19 protein-coding genes, 2 tRNA genes, 1 pseudogene and 1 riboswitch are annotated in these 19,261 nt (G+C 55.0%); of the genes and pseudogenes, 15 read left to right on the top strand and 7 right to left on the bottom strand.

Annotated features, from left to right (window positions below; genetic code table 11):
• The first annotated feature begins 7 nt into the window (after positions 1-7).
• The 7 genes from RV1423_RS00685 (at position 8) to RV1423_RS28850 (ending at position 5,018) form a co-directional block, all read left to right on the top strand.
• A complete protein-coding gene (locus RV1423_RS00685) occupies positions 8-445 on the top strand; it encodes a response regulator transcription factor (protein ID WP_231502006.1) in 438 nt (145 codons plus the stop codon).
• The gene (locus tag RV1423_RS00680; RefSeq protein WP_034292027.1) at positions 442-1,059 is read left to right on the top strand and encodes a chemotaxis protein CheX; all 618 of its coding nucleotides are present in this window, start codon (positions 442-444) and stop codon (positions 1,057-1,059) included. Before RV1423_RS00685 ends, RV1423_RS00680 begins: the two co-directional genes overlap by 4 nt.
• 121 nt (positions 1,060-1,180) lie before the next feature.
• A complete protein-coding gene (locus tag RV1423_RS00675) occupies positions 1,181-2,053 on the top strand; it encodes a GGDEF domain-containing protein (protein WP_231502005.1) in 873 nt (290 codons plus the stop codon).
• A gap of 189 nt (positions 2,054-2,242) precedes the next feature.
• Positions 2,243-2,572 carry a hypothetical protein gene (locus RV1423_RS00670; protein ID WP_231502004.1) on the top strand — a complete coding sequence of 110 codons (330 nt, stop codon included), beginning with the start codon at positions 2,243-2,245 and terminating at the stop codon, positions 2,570-2,572.
• Between the two features lie 131 nt (positions 2,573-2,703).
• Positions 2,704-3,588, top strand: coding sequence for a protease HtpX (gene htpX, locus RV1423_RS00665; RefSeq protein ID WP_034292022.1), 885 nt, complete (start codon positions 2,704-2,706; stop codon positions 3,586-3,588).
• Positions 3,589-3,697: 109 nt separating this feature from the next.
• Positions 3,698-3,871, top strand: a riboswitch (FMN riboswitch).
• An 86-nt stretch (positions 3,872-3,957) separates the two neighbouring features.
• Entirely contained in the window at positions 3,958-4,467 is a 510-nt protein-coding gene (locus tag RV1423_RS00660; protein WP_034292020.1) for a 6,7-dimethyl-8-ribityllumazine synthase, read from the top strand.
• A gap of 227 nt (positions 4,468-4,694) precedes the next feature.
• Positions 4,695-5,018 carry a hypothetical protein gene (locus RV1423_RS28850; protein ID WP_231502003.1) on the top strand — a complete coding sequence of 108 codons (324 nt, stop codon included), beginning with the start codon at positions 4,695-4,697 and terminating at the stop codon, positions 5,016-5,018.
• Between the two features lie 73 nt (positions 5,019-5,091).
• Here RV1423_RS28850 and RV1423_RS00650 read toward each other — a convergent pair whose 3' ends face one another.
• On the bottom strand, positions 5,092-5,706 hold the full coding sequence (locus RV1423_RS00650) for a DUF2242 domain-containing protein (RefSeq protein ID WP_034292016.1): 615 nt from the start codon (positions 5,704-5,706) through the stop codon (positions 5,092-5,094).
• 225 nt (positions 5,707-5,931) lie between these two features.
• On the opposite strand from RV1423_RS00650, the gene RV1423_RS00645 reads away from it, so the two are divergent.
• From RV1423_RS00645 to RV1423_RS00635, 3 genes are all read left to right on the top strand, one after another.
• Positions 5,932-6,972, top strand: coding sequence for a nitronate monooxygenase family protein (locus RV1423_RS00645; protein ID WP_034292014.1), 1,041 nt, complete (start codon positions 5,932-5,934; stop codon positions 6,970-6,972).
• A gap of 297 nt (positions 6,973-7,269) precedes the next feature.
• Complete coding sequence (locus tag RV1423_RS00640; RefSeq protein ID WP_034292012.1) at positions 7,270-7,491, top strand: hypothetical protein; 222 nt, start codon at positions 7,270-7,272, stop codon at positions 7,489-7,491.
• A 337-nt stretch (positions 7,492-7,828) separates the two neighbouring features.
• The gene (locus RV1423_RS00635) at positions 7,829-8,230 is read left to right on the top strand and encodes a response regulator (RefSeq protein ID WP_034292010.1); all 402 of its coding nucleotides are present in this window, start codon (positions 7,829-7,831) and stop codon (positions 8,228-8,230) included.
• 28 nt (positions 8,231-8,258) lie between these two features.
• On the opposite strand, the gene RV1423_RS00630 is transcribed toward RV1423_RS00635, so the two are convergent.
• The 5 genes from RV1423_RS00630 to RV1423_RS29620 form a co-directional block, all read right to left on the bottom strand.
• The gene (locus RV1423_RS00630; RefSeq protein ID WP_034292008.1) at positions 8,259-8,447 is read right to left on the bottom strand and encodes a hypothetical protein; all 189 of its coding nucleotides are present in this window, start codon (positions 8,445-8,447) and stop codon (positions 8,259-8,261) included.
• A gap of 364 nt (positions 8,448-8,811) precedes the next feature.
• On the bottom strand, positions 8,812-9,015 hold the full coding sequence (locus RV1423_RS00625) for a hypothetical protein (RefSeq protein ID WP_034292006.1): 204 nt from the start codon (positions 9,013-9,015) through the stop codon (positions 8,812-8,814).
• A gap of 368 nt (positions 9,016-9,383) precedes the next feature.
• The gene (locus tag RV1423_RS00620; protein ID WP_034292004.1) at positions 9,384-11,966 is read right to left on the bottom strand and encodes a 2-oxoglutarate dehydrogenase E1 component; all 2,583 of its coding nucleotides are present in this window, start codon (positions 11,964-11,966) and stop codon (positions 9,384-9,386) included.
• A gap of 175 nt (positions 11,967-12,141) precedes the next feature.
• Positions 12,142-13,809, bottom strand: coding sequence for a methyl-accepting chemotaxis protein (locus RV1423_RS00615; protein ID WP_081768627.1), 1,668 nt, complete (start codon positions 13,807-13,809; stop codon positions 12,142-12,144).
• A gap of 89 nt (positions 13,810-13,898) precedes the next feature.
• Complete coding sequence (locus RV1423_RS29620) at positions 13,899-14,243, bottom strand: hypothetical protein (protein ID WP_155834993.1); 345 nt, start codon at positions 14,241-14,243, stop codon at positions 13,899-13,901.
• 446 nt (positions 14,244-14,689) lie between these two features.
• Between RV1423_RS29620 and RV1423_RS30530 the strand changes: the two are divergent.
• A pseudogene (locus tag RV1423_RS30530) lies at positions 14,690-15,016 on the top strand (IS21 family transposase); the annotation flags it as partial.
• A gap of 198 nt (positions 15,017-15,214) precedes the next feature.
• Here RV1423_RS30530 and RV1423_RS00610 read toward each other — a convergent pair.
• Positions 15,215-15,307: transfer RNA gene (locus RV1423_RS00610), tRNA-Leu, on the bottom strand.
• 228 nt (positions 15,308-15,535) lie between these two features.
• Here RV1423_RS00610 and RV1423_RS00605 point away from each other — a divergent pair.
• From RV1423_RS00605 to RV1423_RS00590, 4 genes are all read left to right on the top strand, one after another.
• Positions 15,536-16,402: an alpha/beta fold hydrolase gene (locus RV1423_RS00605; RefSeq protein ID WP_034292001.1), complete on the top strand. Its 867-nt coding sequence runs from the start codon at positions 15,536-15,538 to the stop codon at positions 16,400-16,402.
• A 36-nt stretch (positions 16,403-16,438) separates the two neighbouring features.
• Entirely contained in the window at positions 16,439-16,789 is a 351-nt protein-coding gene (locus tag RV1423_RS00600) for a RidA family protein (protein WP_034291999.1), read from the top strand.
• 35 nt (positions 16,790-16,824) lie between these two features.
• Complete coding sequence (locus tag RV1423_RS00595; RefSeq protein WP_034291997.1) at positions 16,825-19,074, top strand: bifunctional (p)ppGpp synthetase/guanosine-3',5'-bis(diphosphate) 3'-pyrophosphohydrolase; 2,250 nt, start codon at positions 16,825-16,827, stop codon at positions 19,072-19,074.
• 103 nt (positions 19,075-19,177) lie between these two features.
• Positions 19,178-19,254: transfer RNA gene (locus tag RV1423_RS00590), tRNA-Val, on the top strand.
• Positions 19,255-19,261 lie beyond the last annotated feature (7 nt).

The following is a 19,261-nucleotide window of genomic DNA, read 5'->3' as shown; positions in this document are numbered from 1 at the left end:
ATTCGAATTGAAAATAGTAAAATATAGAAAAAAAGATAACTTTTATAAACTGATCATGTCCCCCATGCCTGCAACTCCCTTTAAAAAAGTGCTGATCGTCGACGACAGCAAAGTTTCGCGCATGGTTATCAAGGCGCATATCCTGGCGGCGCATGCCGACTGGATCATTCAGGAAGCGTCCAACGGCGATGAGGCAATCGGCGCCGTCGAAAAGGATCGGCCCGACTACTGCACCATGGATATCAATATGCCCGGAATGCTCGGCACCGATGCTGCGGAGATTATCTTGGGGAAATATCCTGATATTCGCGTTGTGATTTTTTCCGCAAATATCCAAGAGGCAGCGCAATCGCGCGCGCAGCAGTTGGGCGCCTTGTTCGTCGCCAAGCCGGTGACGGAAAAATCCATCTCCCAGGCGATCAGCCATTTCACGGGGGCGGCGTGAAGGTTCTCTCCGAGATTGAGATCGATGCACTAACGGAAGTTTTCAATGTCGGCGCCGGGAGGGCGGCCCTCAGCCTGAGCGAGATCGTCGGCGAAGAAGTCATGTTGTCGGTACCGTCGATTGAAGTGCTCAGGACCGATGAAGTCAACAGCCGCGTGCTGGCGCTCACGGACGATACGTTCGCTACCGTCAGCCAGGTGTTTTCCGGTCCCTTCAACGCTGAAGCCTTGTTGCTGTTTACCGAGAATTACGCGCTGGAAATTGTGCGCGATATGATGGGCTCGCAGATGAGCATCGAGGATCTGGCAGAATTCGAGCAGGAGGCGATGTGCGAACTCGGCAACATCATCCTCAACGCCTGTCTGTCGGCCATGGCCGATATGCTTGGCATCAGCCTGAACAGTTCGCTGCCGTCCTACTCCATGTCGTCGCCCGATGAGATTACCCGACGGCTGTCGGAGAAGGGTGACGACGACAGCTATGTCCTGATTCTGCACATCGACCTGCTGCTGGAAAAGCACCATACGGAAGGCCACCTGATTTTTCTGCTCAGTTCCACTTCGCTAAGCAAGTTGATAACGCATCTCCAGCAATACTTGAACAATATTCTCTGAACGGCATGTAATGAGCGGTCCGGCTCCCTTGGGATTTTCTACAGATGAAGTGATCAATAGCGTCAGCCTTGGCTTGATCGTGGTTGACCATGAGCTGAACATTTTGCTGTGGAATGATTGGATGAGCAGGCATAGCCGTATTGCGCGCACGCAAGCCTTGGGCCAGAACATCATTGCGCTGTTCGGCGAGCAATTGACGCCGGGTTTCCTGCGCGCCCTGACCAACGCCATCGGCTACGGTCTGCCGACCATGCTGTCGAGCGCACTGCATCGTTCGCCGTTGCCGCTGTTTCTGGAGCAGGACCGTGGAGACTCTCCGGCGCGCATGCATCAATCCATCATCATGACGCCATTGCAGGCAACCGACGGAAAAGCAGCTACCTGCCTGATCCAGATAAGCGATTCCAGCACGTCGGTCAAGCGCGAAAAAATGCTTATGTCGCACTCGGATGCGTTGAAGCGCGAAGCGATTACCGATAGCCTGACCGGTATATACAACCGCCGCTTTTTCGATGAAAGCTATGCCTTGGCGTTGCGCGCGGCCAAGCGCAACCACAGCAGCCTGTCGCTGTTCATGATCGATATCGATTACTTCAAGCAATACAACGACCATTACGGTCACATTGAAGGCGACAAGGCCTTGCAATTGGTGGCCAATACCTTGCGTGCGCAGATGCGCCGTCCAACCGACATTTGCGCGCGCTATGGCGGGGAAGAATTCATCATGCTGATTCCCGGTTTTACCGAAGAGCAGGCTGAACGCTTTGCCGAGCATCTGCGCGGCAGCGTCAGCGATCTCGCCATTTTGCACGAAAAATCCGCCATTCATACCCACATGACCATCAGTGTGGGTGTCTGCACCATGACTCCCGGCCGGGACAGCGAAGGCAAGACCCTGCTCAATGGCGCCGACGACGCCTTGTATCGCGCCAAGAAACATGGTCGCAACCAGGTCGTGACCGACATACGCGAGCAGCCGCTGCACGACGCCTGAGCACCTGTAGCAAATGCCGAACGGATGCGACTTGCACGTGGTCATAAACAAGTTATCAACAGGGTTGGCCACATTTTCTGTGAATAACTTTTGCCGCTGCCTGTGCCTGCTTCTTCGCGCTTGCGTATAATGCGCCTCTTGATGTGTTCTGACGTTTACACTGCCTCGCTCATGCGCCGATTCTGCTTTTTGCTGCTGGCATTCTTGTTTCCCCTGCAATTGTTTGCCGGGACGCTGGAGCCTATGGCAAGCGAGGCGAGCGGGCATGCCGCCATCGTGTTCCATGATGGCGCCGGCATGCCAGCCTTGCAGGCGGTCGAGGAAGTGGTCAACGCTGCAGCGGACTCACAGCCTGAGTCCGAGCCGTTCAAGGTGCAGGCCGACCTGGAAGATCAGACCTTACCGGCGCCGTTTGCCACTTTGCCTTTGGATTGGCGTCCGTTTCCTCATTTGTATCCTTGCGTGAACGGCGGCACGTCCGCGTTCATCGATCTACTGCGCCCGCCTCCGGTCGTCTGACCGCCATTGCGTTTTGTTTTCGGCAGTCGCCGGCGAACAGGACGCCCCCATCCGTTTATCGATTTATCAATTTCGTTTTTTTCGCGACGGCTGTCGAAGCGCGGCCGTCTCTTCTTTGCATAGGAAGCATTATGAAACGCGTCATTCTTTTTCTCGTCACCAACCTTGCGGTGATGCTGGTGCTGAGTGTCACTGCCAGTATCCTCGGCATCAACCGTTACATGACCGCCAACGGTCTCAATTTCGGCATGCTGCTGGCGTTCTGTGCGCTGATCGGCTTCGGTGGTTCCTTCATCTCCTTGCTGATGTCCAAGACTATTGCCAAATGGTCGACTGGCGCGCACGTCATCGAACATCCGCAAAACTCCACCGAAATGTGGCTGGTCGACACGGTCAACCGGCTGACCACGCGCGCCGGACTGGCCATGCCGGAAGTCGCAGTCTATGACGGTCCGCCGAACGCTTTCGCCACCGGTGCCAGCAAGAGCAATTCGCTGGTGGCGGTATCGACAGGCCTGCTGCAAGGCATGAGCAGGGAAGAGGTCGAAGCCGTGCTGGCGCACGAAGTGGCGCACATCGCCAATGGCGACATGGTGACGCTGACGCTGATCCAGGGTGTCGTGAACACTTTCGTCATGTTCCTGGCGCGCATCGTCGGTTACTTTGTCGACTCGGCTTTACGCCGCAACAATGAAGCTTCCTCCGGTCCGGGCATTGGCTATATGGTGACGGTGGTGGTCTGTGAAATCGTCTTCGGCATCCTTGCCAGCATCATCGTCATGTACTTTTCGCGTCAGCGTGAATATAGAGCCGATGCCGGCGCTGTTACCTTGATGGGGTCGCCGACACCGATGATTGGTGCATTACGTCGCCTGGGTGGCATGGAGCCGGACGGCCTGCCGCAGAATCTGCAAGCTTCCGGCATCGCCGGGCGCGGATCGTGGATGGGTTTGTTTTCCAGTCATCCATCGATTGAATCGCGCATCGCGTCGTTGCAAGGTCAGGCGCGCGCATAGGCGGACGGATGACCTCGTCGATGCGCCGTGCAACGGCGAGGCCGCCAGCAAATTTTTTTCAGTCGTGATAAATTTCTGCGTGGCGAAAAACTTTGAGGTTTCTCGACCACGATGTTCTCGGGGCGGGGTGAAAATCCCCACCGGCGGTAATGTTGCGATGACGTTATTTTCGATGTCTTTACAATGAGCCCGCGAGCGCTTGGCGGACACCAGTCCCTCAAGGTCAGCAGACCCGGTGTGATTCCGGGGCCGACGGTCATAGTCCGGATGAAAGAGAACGAAAACCTGCCACGCGCATGTTCGACTGCATGCGCCTGCTCGTTTTCATGCGCCCTGTTTTTTTATTCGACAAACAGGAGTCCTGAACAAATGCAACATCCATCCAGCAATACCCATCCCGCAAAAAATCGTATCGCTTTCATTCAGGCATGCTGGCATAAAGAGATTGTCGACCAATGCCGCATCTCGTTCACCGCGGAAATCGCCAAACTCGGCTTTGCCGAATCCAATATCGATTTTTTTGAAGTCCCCGGCGCGTTTGAGATTCCACTGCACGCCAAGTTGTTGGCGAAGACAGGGAAATACGCCGGTATTGTCGCGTCCGGCTTGGTGGTCGACGGTGGCATCTATCGTCACGATTTCGTCGCGCAGGCGGTAATCATGTCGCTGATGAATGTACAACTGGAAACCGAAGTGCCGGTTTTCTCGGCCGTGCTGACGCCGCATCATTTTCATTCTCATGGCGAGCATCAGCAGTTTTTCCATGAACACTTCGTCGTCAAGGGCCAGGAGGCGGCGCGCGCATGTGCTGATACCGTCGCCAAGGTCGCGCGCATCGAAACGGGGAAAAATACCGCACCCGTATTGAACGCAGCCTGATCGATCGGACTGCCATGCAAAAAACGGACATGCATTGTTGTCATGTCCGTCTTGATGGGCTCTTTCACCGCCACTATCCTCGATTGTGAAGGTGAATCAGGAATTTGTAGCATTTCGTTACAAGGCTTACCGAGAACCGACTGGTCATCCGTCTCGAATTGGATTTTAATGTACCTAACAGTTTCGTGAAAAGTATTACGTACCTTCGGTACATCCAAGGAGCCATCGTGAAAAAATCTCTTCTTTCCGTAACAGCAGTATCGCTAGGCGTCATCGCCGCAAGTCTGTTTGCGGCTCCCGCGATGGCTGCTCATGTCGACGTCGGCGTCAACATCGGCGTGCCCATTTACGCACCGCCGCCGCCCGTCTATGTACAACCCGCCCCGGTCTACGTACCGGCTCCGGTATATCTTCGCCCAGCTCCCGTGTATGTCGGTCCGCCGCCGGTGTATGTTGAACGTGACGTCTACTACGGTCGCGGTTACGGTCCGGGCTATTATCGCCACGGCTATCGCCATTACGGGCATGGTTACCATCATGGCCGTTGGTAAGATAAGCGGGCAAGAAAACTACGCTCAAGTTGTTTGAAATATCAGGTTTCGTTGGCGAATCACAAAGGAGTCTCTATGGAGACTCCTTTTTTTGTGGCAACGTCACAGGACCATCCAGTTGCGTTTTGCCGGCTTTGGCGGCGTCGTCTTCGCCTGGGATCAGATAACGCTCCACGGCACCGAAGAAACGATCATAGAAATGCGGCGAGCGAATGGTTTCGCTGGCCACTCGCACCAGCGAATCGTCGCTGGAACCGAACGGCATGGAAACCGAACCGAGTACACCGACGCCAAGGCTGGCGGAATTGTTGGTCTTTTTCAGGGCATAGCGGTCCTGGGTCGCGCTGACAAATATCGACGTGTTCCGGTCGGCTTTGCCATTGGCTACGCAAACGATGTGAAAAGCGATCTCCACGTGCTGGTCGGCCTCAGGCTGAAAGCTCTTGGTGCCGTCGATGATGTTGGCTTGGGCTTTACTGATGATGTAACCCTGGCCGAGCAGGGCGCGGCGGGCAGCTTCGCAGACGTTGGCGTCGCTGTCAGCGAAGCTGCGCGAATAGGTATCGGTTTCGCTGAAATCTTCCTGGTGGTAGAACGAGGGTTTGGAGGTCGAGCAACCGCCAAGCGCGGCGGCTAGCACGAGGGGTAGAACAACGGAAGCGGACGGCAAAGGAAGCAAGCGGCGCATGCCTGGAATCTCCTGATGGTAAGACAATGTCGTGATTGTAAGTTATCGGCAGGGCCATCAGTCGAAGCACAAGGTAAGGAGTGGTAACAGCCGACGCCAAATTCCAGACCCCGATATACTGTCAAAATAAATACAACCGAAATATCAGGGAGCATACCTTGCGGCAAGGATTCCCTTTGGGCCGTCGTCATGGATGCTAACGCCTGTCAAGACCAAGGAACAGATATGGAAACGTTGCAAAAATTGTTGGGCATTGATTTGCCATTGATCCAGGCGCCCATGGCCGGCGTGCAAGGCCATGCGCTGGCGACAGCGGTATCGAATGCCGGCGGTTTGGGTTCCTTGCCTTGCGCTACGCTGAGTCTGGATTTGCTGCGCAAAGAGATTGAGCAAATTCGCGCAGGGACCGACAAACCGTACAACATCAATTTTTTTGCGCATGTGCCTCCGGTGCCCGATGCTTTGCGCGATGCGTCTTGGCATGCCGCGCTTGCGCCTTATTATCGCGAGTTCGGTATCAATGCCGACGAGATTCCGGCGGGACCGGGACGTGCGCCATTTTCTGCGGAGGTTGCAGAGTTGTTGAGCGAGTTCAGGCCTCCGGTCGTCAGCTTTCACTTCGGCTTGCCCGACAAGGCATTGTTGGCGCGCGTGCGCAGTTGGGGGTCTCGGATATTGTCGTCCGCGACTACGGTTGCAGAAGCACGCTGGCTGGAAGAGCAGGGCGTGGATGCGATCATCGCTCAAGGACTGGAAGCAGGCGGGCATCGTGGTTTTTTTCTGTCGCATGACCTGACTACGCAATTGGGAACCTTTGCGTTGCTGCCGCAAATCGTCCGCGCTGTGAAAGTGCCGGTGATCGCTGCCGGCGGCATTGCCGACGCTACGGGTGTGGCCGCAGCAAAACTCCTGGGTGCTGCCGGCGTGCAGATCGGTACGGCATATCTGTTGACCCCGGAAGCCACCACCAGCGCACCGCATCGTGCAGCATTAAAAAGCGATGCCATTGAACATACAGCCTTGACCAACTTGTTTACGGGCGGCCCCGCACGCGGCATCGTCAATCGAGTCATGCGGGAACTGGGGCCACTTAGCAACGTTGCGCCGGCTTTTCCGCTGGCAACTGCAGCCATCGCTCCGCTGCGCAGCAAGGCCGAGGCGCAGGGAAGCGGTGATTTTTCACCGTTATGGTCGGGGCAGAATGCTCGTGGCTGCAAGGAAATTCCAGCCGCGGATTTGACGCAGGAATTGGCTGCTGGTTGGTGAAGAGAAAAAAATCGATTACCGCAAAATTTGCAAAATGTTGAATAAAAGACAAATTGATCGGAATCATGACAACGTAAAAAATCTTGTTGAATCCTAATAATTTATTGTTTCAATATAGAAATTCAGTGTAATGTCTATTGGGGAATGTCGAGATACCCAAGTGAATGCGAGTCACAAGCTTGAAAGAATTGATGCATAGTATAGCGTCAAGAGTTCATGTTGCGTTTCCGGTGGGAAATTTTCATGAGGGTCCGGGCAGCGGTCAGATTCTGATAACCGACGAGCTAAAAGATATCGATGGACAAAACTAAGAAAGCGGAACTGGAGCGGATCCGCAGGGAATTGATCAACGCACATAATCGCGCGGCTTGGCATATGGCGGCGACGATTATCAAAGCTTCTTTGGTCAAAGGCGGTCTGGATGAGCCGCCGACGGCAAGGGAACTTGCAGATCTCAATGCGACGATCACCAATTTACGTAGCGTTGCAGAAGACGCCATCGAATTGCTGAAGAAGTAGCGACTCCCATTTTCCAAGTCATATTTTCCTTTCCCGGATGGAAAATGGTTTCGTATTTTCTGTCGATTTTCTCTGAAAATTCGTTTGCCGACGTACGTTCATATCGGCTTCTCAAGAATATGGAATGCTGGTATCAGTCAGAATATTTTCACAATAGACCATGATAAAAAATAATGTTTATTTCCAAACATTAATCTTTAATTCATGGTTATTAACGCAATAACAGAGCCATATAGTGTTGAAATTTCTCGAAATGTTTTAAACTGGCAATAATCGAAAAAATTCTATAATTTTATCGTTCTCGCACCCACTAACCCCAAGAATTAAGTACCCCAAAATGGCAGATGATCAATATTTCCTGGTAGTAGACGATTTCTCCACCATGAGACGCATTGTTACCGGCTTGCTCAAAGAACTGGAGTTCACCAAGATGGCGGAGGCCGAAGATGGTTCTGCCGCATTGAAAATTTTGGAGGCTGGCGCCGCACCGATTACTTTCGTGCTGACCGATTGGAACATGCCTGTAATCGATGGCTTGGCATTGCTGAAGAAAATTCGCGCAACACCATCGCTGAGTCATCTGCCTGTGCTGATGATCACTGCCGAAGCAAAGAAAGAAAATATTGTCGAAGCTGCGCAGGCGGGGGCAGACGGTTACATCGTCAAGCCGTTCAATGCGGCGACCCTGAAGGATAAAATCGAAAAAATCCTGGCGAGAAGAGCAAACATGGCCGCATGATGACCATATTGTGATGGACGTTTGTTTGTTACTCTGGGACGGAGAAGTAGGAGCGAATGTTGCCCGGCGTCCAGGATTTGATCACGGAACCCTTGAGCAGCACACGATATTCAGAGTGCTGTTTCCCATCCGCTGACGCAATTGTGCGGCTCTGCAAAACATATTCCACATTGTTGATGATGGTCGGCAGTTCAACGCAATCGTGACCGTCAGGCATTCTTTGCTTCCTCCCATGAATGGCAAAATCGTAGCATGAACTTCGCTAGTATCGAAGACGAACCTATGCAAAATACGTGAATTTTTTTGTTCATTTGTCTGCTCATCAAGGCTTTGGGCAGCAAATGTGCAATTCTGCAAACGAGACTGCACAATCATTGTATTTCCCTTCGCGTTCAACAGGCTTCAGCCTCATGGTGGTGTGTTGACTTGCGTGTCGCTTGAGAATACTGCTGGCGAGAGCCTTGCGCTTGATTGGCATTTTGCGTGGAAGTGCCATTGATAAAGAAGGTGAAGGGGATTTTAGCTGGAGGGCAGCTTCATTCTGTGAATGCAAGACATAAGGATTGCGACCTTAAACCAAATTATTCTTTTTCTCCATTTGTCGCGGCACCGTTTTCTTTGGCATCCTCCCCGGCTTTTGAGCGCTGGTATTTCGCGCTCTCTTCAGCATTGATTCGATACTGTTCTTCCGCATGCTGAAAAGCTAATTTTTCTGCCTGCGATCGTTCACAGCCTGCTAGGGCAAGCTGGCTGACGAGGAGAAGGACAGTAGGGCGAAGAAGCATGGTTCATTTTGGTTTGTATTTCTGTGTGGCAATTATATTGCCCAGGCGAACTATGGCAAGCAGATTTACCAATTTCAGCCCGCAAAGGCTGTCTGGGCGGCTGGAATTGCCTTTTCGGTAATGGGGATTTACCTTCCGCAGCTTCGTGGTGCCAACGGATCGTGTTTGAGTTTAATGTGGAGCCGTTCCTTATTTTGTGTCTTTGCACGCAGAATTGCAGGTCTATGTTCACTTTCCAGATAGTCTTGAAGACTGCGAATCTTCTTACATGTCGATAGTTATCGTAAGCCTCGTACCATAGTTGAACTGACCTCAAAGAGTTGGACATTGAATCCAACCTTTGAGGTCTTACGGTTCAGATGAGATGCCTACGACAAGGCCGACGCGACCAACTCTCGTTGCCCCGCCAGATGCTGAGTCACCGATGCTCGTGCGCCGGAGGCGGTCGCCGCACGGCAGACATGGCGTAGCGATACGCCGGTCGGAAGGACATTCTCCAGATGCTCCCGCACGAAGTGCCAGGCGCCCTGATTCTTATCTTCTTCCTGCGCCCAGACCACTTCCGTCAGCCGGTCAAAGCGAGCTAGTTCCGCCGCCAGCTCCTCTTCAGGAAACGGATACAGGCGTTCAACCCGCAACAACGCCGTTGTAACCTGTGGCGCGGCATCTCGTTCCGCCTGCAAATCATAGAACAGCTTGCCGCTGGACAGCACCACGCGCGTGACGGTGGCCGCAGACGGCGCAGCAGGGTCTGCCAACAAGGCCTGGAAGCGTCCGTCAATGAGCTCGCCAAGCGGCGCAAACGAACTCGGATTTGCATAGAGCTTGGCCTTGGGAGCCATCACCACCAGCGGTTTTCGTTGCGCGGCGGTCGCCTGTTCGCGCAATAGATGAAACCATTGCGCCGAATCGGACGGATAAACGACCCGGATATTCTGGTCCGCGCACAATTGCAGGAAGCGACTGAGGTAGGCCGTGGAATGCTCCGGTCCGACGCCTTCGTAACCATGCGGCAACATCATCGTCAACGCCGATTGATAGCCCCACTTCTGCTCACCCGAACTGATGTATTGGTCGACCATGATTTGCGCGCCGTTCACAAAATCGCCGAACTGCGCCTCCCATATCGGCAGCTTGTAGGCCTTGGTCGCTACGCTGAAGCCGTATTCGAAACCCAGGATGGCCTCCTCGGTCAGCGGCGAATTGAAGATGTCGAACGTAGCCCGATCACCGGCAATCCGCTGGAGCGGAACAAAGGCAATACCGCCGGCGGGGCCCTCTTCTTGCGAGTGCCACACCGCGTGGCGGTGCATGAACGTCCCGCGCCCCACATCCATGCCGGAGACGCGAATGCGGTTGCCGTCGCTGAGCAGCGAGGCATAGGCCATATTCTCCGCAAAACACCAGTCAACCGGCCTGGCGTCATCCGCCACATAGTCGCGCCATTTTTTGATGAGTTGGACAATCACGTCATGCGGCCGGAACTGTGCCGGCAGGGTAGTCATGCTTGCCATCAGCGCCTGAAAATCCGAACGCGCAAGCGGCTTGGCCGGTATGGCTGGAGGCGCCGCAGTCTGGCTATCGACCAGCGTCGCCGTGCGCTGAAACAGACTCAGCGCCTCGGCGCGCCAGTGTGCGCTGTCCTGATCGGAGCAGGCAGTCGGCACCGCCTTCCGGTATAGTGCCGTGACGCGCGGATGTTGATCAATCAATGCGTGCAACTGCGGTTGCGTCACCTCCGCGGTGTCTTGTTCGGCATGACCCCAGCGACGATAACCGATCAGATCGATGATGATGTCCACGCCGAACCGCATGCGATAGTCAAATGCAATGCGCGCCGCACGGATCACGGCTTCAGGCTGGTCTGCGTTGACATGCAGGACCGGTGCATCGATGATGCGCGAAATATCTGTGCAATACACATGCGCGCTTGCATCGAGGGGATTGGGGGTAGTAAATCCGATCTGGTTGTTGACGATGATGTGCACGGTGCCTTGCACCGAATAACCGCGATGCTGTCCCAGCTTGAGCGCTTCCATTACCACGCCCTGTCCGGCAAAAGCCGCATCGCCATGAATGATGATGGGCGCACAACGCGATTCGGGGAAATCCTGCTCATCCTGGCAGGCACGCGCCATGCCAAGCACCACCGGATAGACGCTTTGCAAATGCGAAGGATTGTGCGCCAGCGTCAGGGCCAGCTTGCCGCCCGCCGCCTCTTTCACGGTCGAGCATCCCAGGTGATAAGGTAAGTCGTATTCCGGCGTTGTGGATGCGACATCAGGTTCGAAATGCGCCAGGATATTTCCCGCCGGGACATCCATCAAGTTGACCAGCAGATTCAATCTGCCGCGATGCGGCATTCCCAGAAACAGTTTTCCCAAGCCATGTTTACCGGCCATCTCGACCAGCGTGTCCATCAACGGCAGCAGGCTTTCGCAACCTTCCAGCGAAAACCGCTTGGCTTTCGGATAGAACTTCTGGACATTGAGCTCCCATTCTTCGGCATGGGTCAGGCGGCGCAAGAGTGCCGCCGATTGCGCTGCCGAAAACGGCATAAGCTGCGCGCTCTCCATCTGCTCAATCAGCCATTGCCGGCGAGACTCGTCGCGCATGGCGCTGCTGTCCAGGCCAATCGGGCCGCAATAGGTGTTTTTCAATTGCGCGTCGAGCGCCTCGATGGACAATACATCCTGATGCATTTCCGCCGCCCACAAGGCGACATCGGCATCGTCAATCGCATGAAACTGTGCAGTCAGTTCCGGAATCTGCGGTGCAGGCTGGAGGCCGAGCGGGTCGAGGTTGGCGATCCGATATCCATATCGGCGATGCGCCTCGATGAATGCGCCGACTTTGCGCAAGGACAACGCCAGACGAAGCGCGTTGTATTGGAGAGATGAGTGAACAGAACTAGTGTCAATCGCAATGCTGGCATTCGAATTGTTAGTCATGATGGAGTGAGATTTGAAAGGAGCAGTTAATGATCAGCCCGCAGCGAAATCGGAACGCCTGCCATCCATTCCTCGGTCAAGAAAACCCGATGATCCGATTTTGCTGCGAGACTACTGTTATCTTTCTTATCGAGCCGTGTAACTCCCTGGCTCGTGTCTCCTCTCGTGATACGACTTACGAAGCGATACTGCGGTACTCCCTGTTGCCCAGGCCAGGCGGCACCGGCGCGATGTCGACAATGCGACGGTCTTGGTCTGGATCGTGACGGCGCGTGCCTTTTACGACTTGATGAGCATCGTCGTCGAGTTTGAAAGTCCCCATCAATTCGGAAAGTTGCCCCGCCTGATTCTGCATCGCCTGGGCTGCGGCAGCGCTCTGTTCCACCAAGGCCGCATTTTCCTGCGTGACCTGATCCATCTGGGTAATCGCCAGATTGACCTGCTCGATGCCGTCGCTTTGCTCCCTGCTGGAGGTGCTGATTTCGGAAACGATGTCGGTGACGTGCTTGATGCTGGTGACGACATCATTGATCGTCTGTCCCGCCTGCACGACCATCTTGCTGCCGACCCCCACCTGGGTGACGGAATCGTCGATCAGTACTTTGATTTCTTTGGCCGCAACGGCGCTGCGTTGGGCCAGGCTGCGCACTTCGCTGGCCACCACCGCAAACCCGCGGCCATGCTCGCCTGCCCGGGCCGCTTCCACGGCCGCATTGAGCGCCAGAATATTGGTCTGGAAAGCAATGCCGTCGATGACGCTGATGATTTCCACGATCTTCTTGGAAGACGTGTCGATCAAGGACATGGTATCGACCACTTTTTCGACGGCTGCTCCGCCTTGCACTGCGATGTCCGATGCCGACTTGGCCAACTGATTGGCTTCATGTGCGTTCTCGGCATTCTGTTTGACTGCAGAGGTCAGTTGCTCCATTGCCGATGCCGTCTCCTCCAGCGAACTGGCTTGCTGTTCGGTACGGCTGGACAAATCCATGTTGCCTTGCGCCACCTCTCTGGAAGCCATATCGATAGTGGTGGTGCCGGCGCGGACGCGGCCGACGATGCCGTTCAGATTTTCCATCATGCTTTGCAGCGCCTGCAACAGCCGGCCAATTTCATCCTTGCTGTCAATTTCGAGGCGATGCGTCAGATTGCCGTCGGCGACGGCTTCAGCCAATACGACGGCGCGATTGATCGGCCGCGTGATCGTTCTGGTAATGAAAATGCCGGTAACAACGGCCAGCAACGCGGCCACGGTCGACAACACAATCATCTGGATTTTGGCGTTCCAGGCATCCTGGGCGGCCGTCTTCACATCACTGGACATGCGGTGCGCCAGATAGTCGACCATTTTGTCGACCCAGACGTAGTACTCCACCTGCAAGCGCACCATGTCGCCCTGATAGATGTCGCGCGCATCTTGCTGCTTGCCGGCGCTCATGAGGTCGAAGAATTTTCTGACGGAAACGCCATAGGCACTGCGTGCCTGCAACTGCGTCTTGTACAGTTCTTTGCTTTCGGGGCTGTTTAACAGCTTCTCCAATTGCGCATAGGCATCAGCATTGGTTTTTCTGATGACCACATATTCATCCATGTACTTCTTGGCATTCTCGGGGGTCGACGCCAGGAGAATATTGCTAAGGGTGGCGTTCCCTTTATAACCGTTGTTCTTGATCTGATTGATCAACGCAATCTGCGCGTAACGATCAGTGACGATCTGATCCATTTTGGCGTTGGCCGAATCGAGATTCCTGATGGCGACACTTGCGGTACCGATCATCAACACAACGACCAGCGCAAACGCCAATCCCAGACGCATCCCAATATTGAGATTGGTAATTTTCATTTTTTTGACCCCTTTCTATGGTGATTCATCACCTTGAGCAATTCGACTTGATATTTCTCATATGTCTCCTTTATTTTTTTAAACTCATGTCACGAATAGATACTGGCGATGTCCTTTCCCTTGGTATTAAGCGTATTGAAAATCAAAATAATCAGCGAACAGGCAATAGCGACTGCACCTGCGTGACAGGTGCTCAGCAGCGAATGGTGCCGCGTGGATCTTGCGTTCGGACACCGGTTGAATAGGCTGGGAGCTACATTGTCCGCATCGGTACCGGGACATGTCAGACGATGCGGGTTCGGGGCGGCGACATGGCTTGCTCCGGCGCCTGTCGTCGGGCATGGATACAGAGCACGATCAGCGTCGGCACAACCAACCGAAATCTGCAACGATAAAAAGCCAAGCGCAGCCTCACTCCTTGAGAAGGCTGTCATGATGGTTCCCTCGTTTGCACTTCTCGTCGGTTCTTCCAATCTGTCGGGGACGATTTCATAAAGGCTTCGAGAAACGGTTAACTTTCGCTAGATGCCGTCAAGCTTTAGAGTCCATTTCAAAATGCAACTGGCAAGACGGCACAATAACGTCACGGCTGGCCTTGATCCGCTGGAGAAAACTTCAGCAGAACTCACAGTCTTTGTGAAGCTATCTCTGAGAATGTGGTCGCGAAACAAGTCTGAATTAATTTCCATAGCGTAACACGACTGAGGATTTACGTAATTAAGACTTACGTAAAACATATCAAAATTGATGGATTTTTGAGCGGTTGACGCAAGTATGTTGATTCGCGTCGAAAACTGACCCACTTAGCCGCGTAATTTGCACCGAGAATTGCCCACGTTTAGAACACAATTCTGCTTATGACTATGAGCAGGAGACCGGAGTGATCAACTTGGCATTACTAGGCATTATTCGACGCTGGCTCCTTCCTGACCGGGGCCCGTTGCGAGAGAGCGCCAGGCGTTTAGGCATCTCACGAAACACCGTCAGACGATACATTCGCGCGGAAACCATTGAGCCAGCCTATGCAGACAGACGTCCCCGGAGCTCTCTGGACAAGTACACACTCAAACTCCCTGCCTGGTTAAAGACCGAGGCGGCTAAATCACGCAAGCAACGTCGTACGTTGAAGCAGCTCCATTTGGAGCTGCGTGCGTTGGGTTATGAGGGGTCGTACAATCGAGTCGCAGCCTTCGCCAGACGCTGGAAGGTGGATCAATTGGAGGGGGCAATTCGGCGAGCAAATCAGCATCCGTAATATTTGGGCGCTGCTGTTATGGATCCAAGCTTGCAGCAAAAACGACCGGATTGCAATAGATCTCGTTGGACGTTAAAAAACAAAAAGCCGCTGAAACGTGGCGTTTTAGCGGCTTTGGTTGATTTCTTTGGACAACTTTGAACTGCTTCTTGGTGCCTGAGACCGGAATCGAACCGGTACGCCCCCTCTCGGGTAAGCGGCGGATTTTAAGTCCGCTGTGTCTACCAATTTCACCACTCAGGCTGAGGGTGGCCTCACGGCAAGATCGCCGAAAAAGGAACGCATTATAGCAGCGACTTTGCCCTGAATCAGCCGATTGTTTTTCGCTGTCTCGTTTATTCCCCCTCTTTTTCTCTTCGCTGAGGCATGTTCAGCCTGTGGGTTCGATTGCCGTCGTCGGCCATTTGCGAGCTGTAACACCGGCGTCAGGGAGTAAAATATCGGCTATTCCAATCCGAATCGATCGAGACCATGACACAAGCTGTATTGAAGACAGTTCAATGTATTTCGCCTTCCGGTTTGCATTCCATGGCATACAAGGAGTGGGGTGATCCGCGCAATCCGAATGTGTTGGTGTGCGTGCATGGCGTGACGCGTGTGGGCGACGACTTCGACGTCATGGCGCGTGCGTTGTGCGACACCTATCGGGTAGTCTGTCCTGACGTGGTAGGGCGCGGCCGTTCAGGGCGTTTGCGCGATCCTCAGCATTACGTGATTCCGCAATACGTTAGCGATATGGTGACGCTGTTGGCGCGCCTGGATGCGGAGAGCGTCGATTGGTTCGGCACTTCCATGGGCGGGCTGATCGGTATGGGGCTGGCGTCCTTGCCGGAGAATCCAGTGCGTCGCCTGGTTCTCAACGATATCGGCCCGTCGCTTAACGCGTCGGCGCTGGCGCGGATCGGCGATTATATCGGCCAGGATGTGCGTTTCACCACATTCGAGGAAGCGGCCCAGTACATTCGCACTATCTCGGCGAGCTTTGGCCCGCACACAGACGAAGAGTGGCACAAACTGGCCGCAGATGTGTTGCGCCAGGACGCTGAAGGAAAATGGATGCGTCACTACGACCTGCGGCTGGCGGAGGCGTTCAAGACCATGACGCCGGAAGCAGCCAGTATGGGAGAAGCCATGCTGTGGGCGGCTTACGATGCGATTCGCTGTCCGACGCTGCTGGTGCGCGGCAGCCAATCCGACCTGCTGTTGCCGGAAGTGGCGCAGGCCATGACGCAGCGCGGTCCGAAAGCGAAGCTGGTGGAATTTGATGGCGTCGGCCACGCGCCGACATTCATGCATGCCGAGCAAATCCAGGTCGCGAAAGACTTCCTGCTCGGTTGAGTCGACAACCAATACATAGTGATAGAGGAAACCAAAATGACAGTTCAACGTTTGCATGTGGGAAAGCGTCTTTCCGAAGTGGCGATCCACAACGGTACGATTTACCTTGCCGGTCAGATCGCCGAAGACGTTACCCAGAACATCGAAGGCCAGACGCGCGAAGTCCTGGGCCATATCGACCGCCTGCTGGCCGAGGCCGGCAGCAGCAAGGAGCATATCCTTTCGTGCCAGATCTATATTGCCGACGTCAAGGATTTTGAAGGCATGAATGCAGTCTGGGATGCCTGGGTCCCCGCCGGCAATTCGCCGCCGCGCGCGACCGTCGAGGCCAAGCTGGCGCGTCCGGAATTGCTGGTCGAAATCATCATCGTCGCCGCACAAAAGTGATATTTCAACGATCTAACGAGTCTAAATAAGGTTTCATGGTTTCTGTCGTCGCAGTTCAGCAAGAGGGCAATGCCTCTATCGTCTCCGGCTTGAGTCCGGAAGACAGCGCGCGTGTATTGGATGCGCTGGCCTTCGTCGAACCGATCTACAGCGGCAAGCCGATCCCGTCCGGGCAGGATGCGCTGCAATTCGTGCAGGGCGTGGTCGGTGTGCTGACTGCGCTCAACGCCGATGCCGAAACACGGATTGCCGGCCTGTTGTTCGAGCTGCACGTCATCAACCTCGACGTGGCGGCAATGATCGAAGAACGTTTCGGCAAGGAGATTTCCGATCTTGTCGCGGGCGTGCGTCAGTTGATGCGTTTCCACGGCCTGACGTTCCAGCAGCCGCAGGAAGTCCTGCGCGGCAAGAACGCGGCGCAGCAGGCTGCGGCGCAGGTGGAAACCTTGCGCAAGATGTTGCTGGCGATGGCTTCCGACATGCGCGTGGTGCTGGTGCGCCTGGCTTCACGTGTGACGACCTTGCGCTACTTCGCCGACAACAAGATAGAGAACGACGCCACCGCGCAATATGCGCGCGAGACTTTCGACCTGTATGCGCCGCTGGCCAATCGCCTGGGCATCTGGCAAGTCAAATGGGAGCTGGAAGATCTGTCGTTCCGCTTCCTCGAACCGGCAACCTACAAGCGTATCGCCAAGATGCTCGAGGAAAAACGCATCGAGCGCGCCGAATTCGTCGCCAGCGCCATCGAACGTTTGCATACCGAACTGACCGCCGCCGGCATCAAGGCTGAAGTGTCGGGCCGGCCCAAGCACATCTATAGCATCTGGAACAAGATGCGCGGCAAGTCGCTCGATTTCTCCGAGCTGTACGATGTGCGGGCCTTCCGCGTCATCGTCGACGACGTCAAGGCGTGCTATGCCGTGCTCGGCATCATCCACAACATCTGGGTGCCGATTCCCAAGGAGTTCGACGACTACATCTCGCGGCCCAAGCAAAACGGTTATCAATCGCTGCACACCGTGGTGGTCGCCGAAGACGGTCGTCCGCTCGAAGTGCAGATCCGCACGCGCGAGATGCACCATTTCGCCGAATATGGCGTGGCGGCACACTGGCGCTACAAGGAAAGCGGCGGCTCCAATTTTTCCGCGCAGAAGTACGACGAGAAGATCGCCTGGCTGCGCCAGTTGCTGGCGTGGAAAAGCGAAGTCGCCGACGCCGTGGTGGAACAGGAAGAAGTGCGCCGCGATTGGGTCGAAAAACTCAAGTCCACCACGCTGGACGAACGCATCTATGTGCTGACGCCGCAAGCGCGTGTGATCGAATTGCCCAACGGCGCCACGCCGATCGACTTTGCCTATCACTTGCACAGCGATGTCGGCCATCGTTGCCGCGGCGCGCGCGTCGACGGCGTCATGGTGCCGCTGAACACGCCGCTTAAGAACGGTCAGACCGTCGAGATCATCACCGTCAAAAGCGGACCTGGCGTTGGTCCGTCGCGCGACTGGCTCAGCCCCGGCTATGCCGTCAGTGCACGCACGCGTTCCAAGGTGCGGGCCTGGTTCAACGCCATCGAGCAGGAAGAAACGCTGGCGCATGGTCGCGCGGTGCTGGAAAAAACCTTGCAGCGCGAAGGCAAGACCGCCGTCAATCTCGAAGAGTTGGCGCACAAGCTCGGTTTCGCCAAGGTCGATGACTTGTGCCTGTCGCTGGGCAAGGATGAATTCAGTCCGCGCCAGATAGAGCAAGCCCTGCATGAAGGCCAGGAAGAAAAACAGACGGAACCGGACGAAGCCGCCATCACGCGCAAGAGCCGCGCATCGAGTGTGGTGCAGGGCGCCAAGTCGGGCGTGCTGGTGGTCGGCACCGAGGGGTTGATGACGCAACTGGCGCGTTGCTGCAAACCGGCGCCGCCGGACAGCATTGTGGGTTTTGTCACGCGCGGCAAAGGCGTGTCGATCCATCGGCTGACCTGCAAGAATTTTGCCGAGATGAGCAGCAAGGCGCCGGAACGTGTGATCCAGACCGAATGGGGGGCGCCGGCCAAGGACACGGTGTATCCGGTCGATATTTTTGTGCTGGCCGGCGACCGTCAGGGTTTGTTGCGCGATATTTCGGAAATCTTCCTGCGCGAAAAGATCAACGTCATCGGCGTCAGCACGCAAAGCGTGAAAGGACTTGCGCGCATGGGCTTCACTGCCGAAATCGGATCGACGGAGCAATTGCAGAAAGCGCTGGCGGTGATCCGCGAAGTGAAGGGCGTGCTGGAGGCCCGGCGGCAGTAGCGCTTGTAGCCGCGGGCGGGGCGCCCGGAAAGATTTTTAGAGAAATCTTTCCGGCGGGGCTAGCCAAAAATAAAAAATGCCCATATAATCTCGCTTCTTCACTAGGCGCGTAGCTCAGCTGGTTAGAGCACTACCTTGACATGGTAGGGGTCGTTGGTTCGAGTCCAATCGTGCCTACCAATATTCC

The sequence above is a fragment of the Herbaspirillum sp. RV1423 genome (assembly GCF_000577615.1).
Classification (GTDB): domain Bacteria; phylum Pseudomonadota; class Gammaproteobacteria; order Burkholderiales; family Burkholderiaceae_D; genus Herbaspirillum.
The sequence above is the reverse complement of the archived record's forward strand: the minus strand, read 5'-3'. Positions and strand labels throughout refer to the sequence as shown.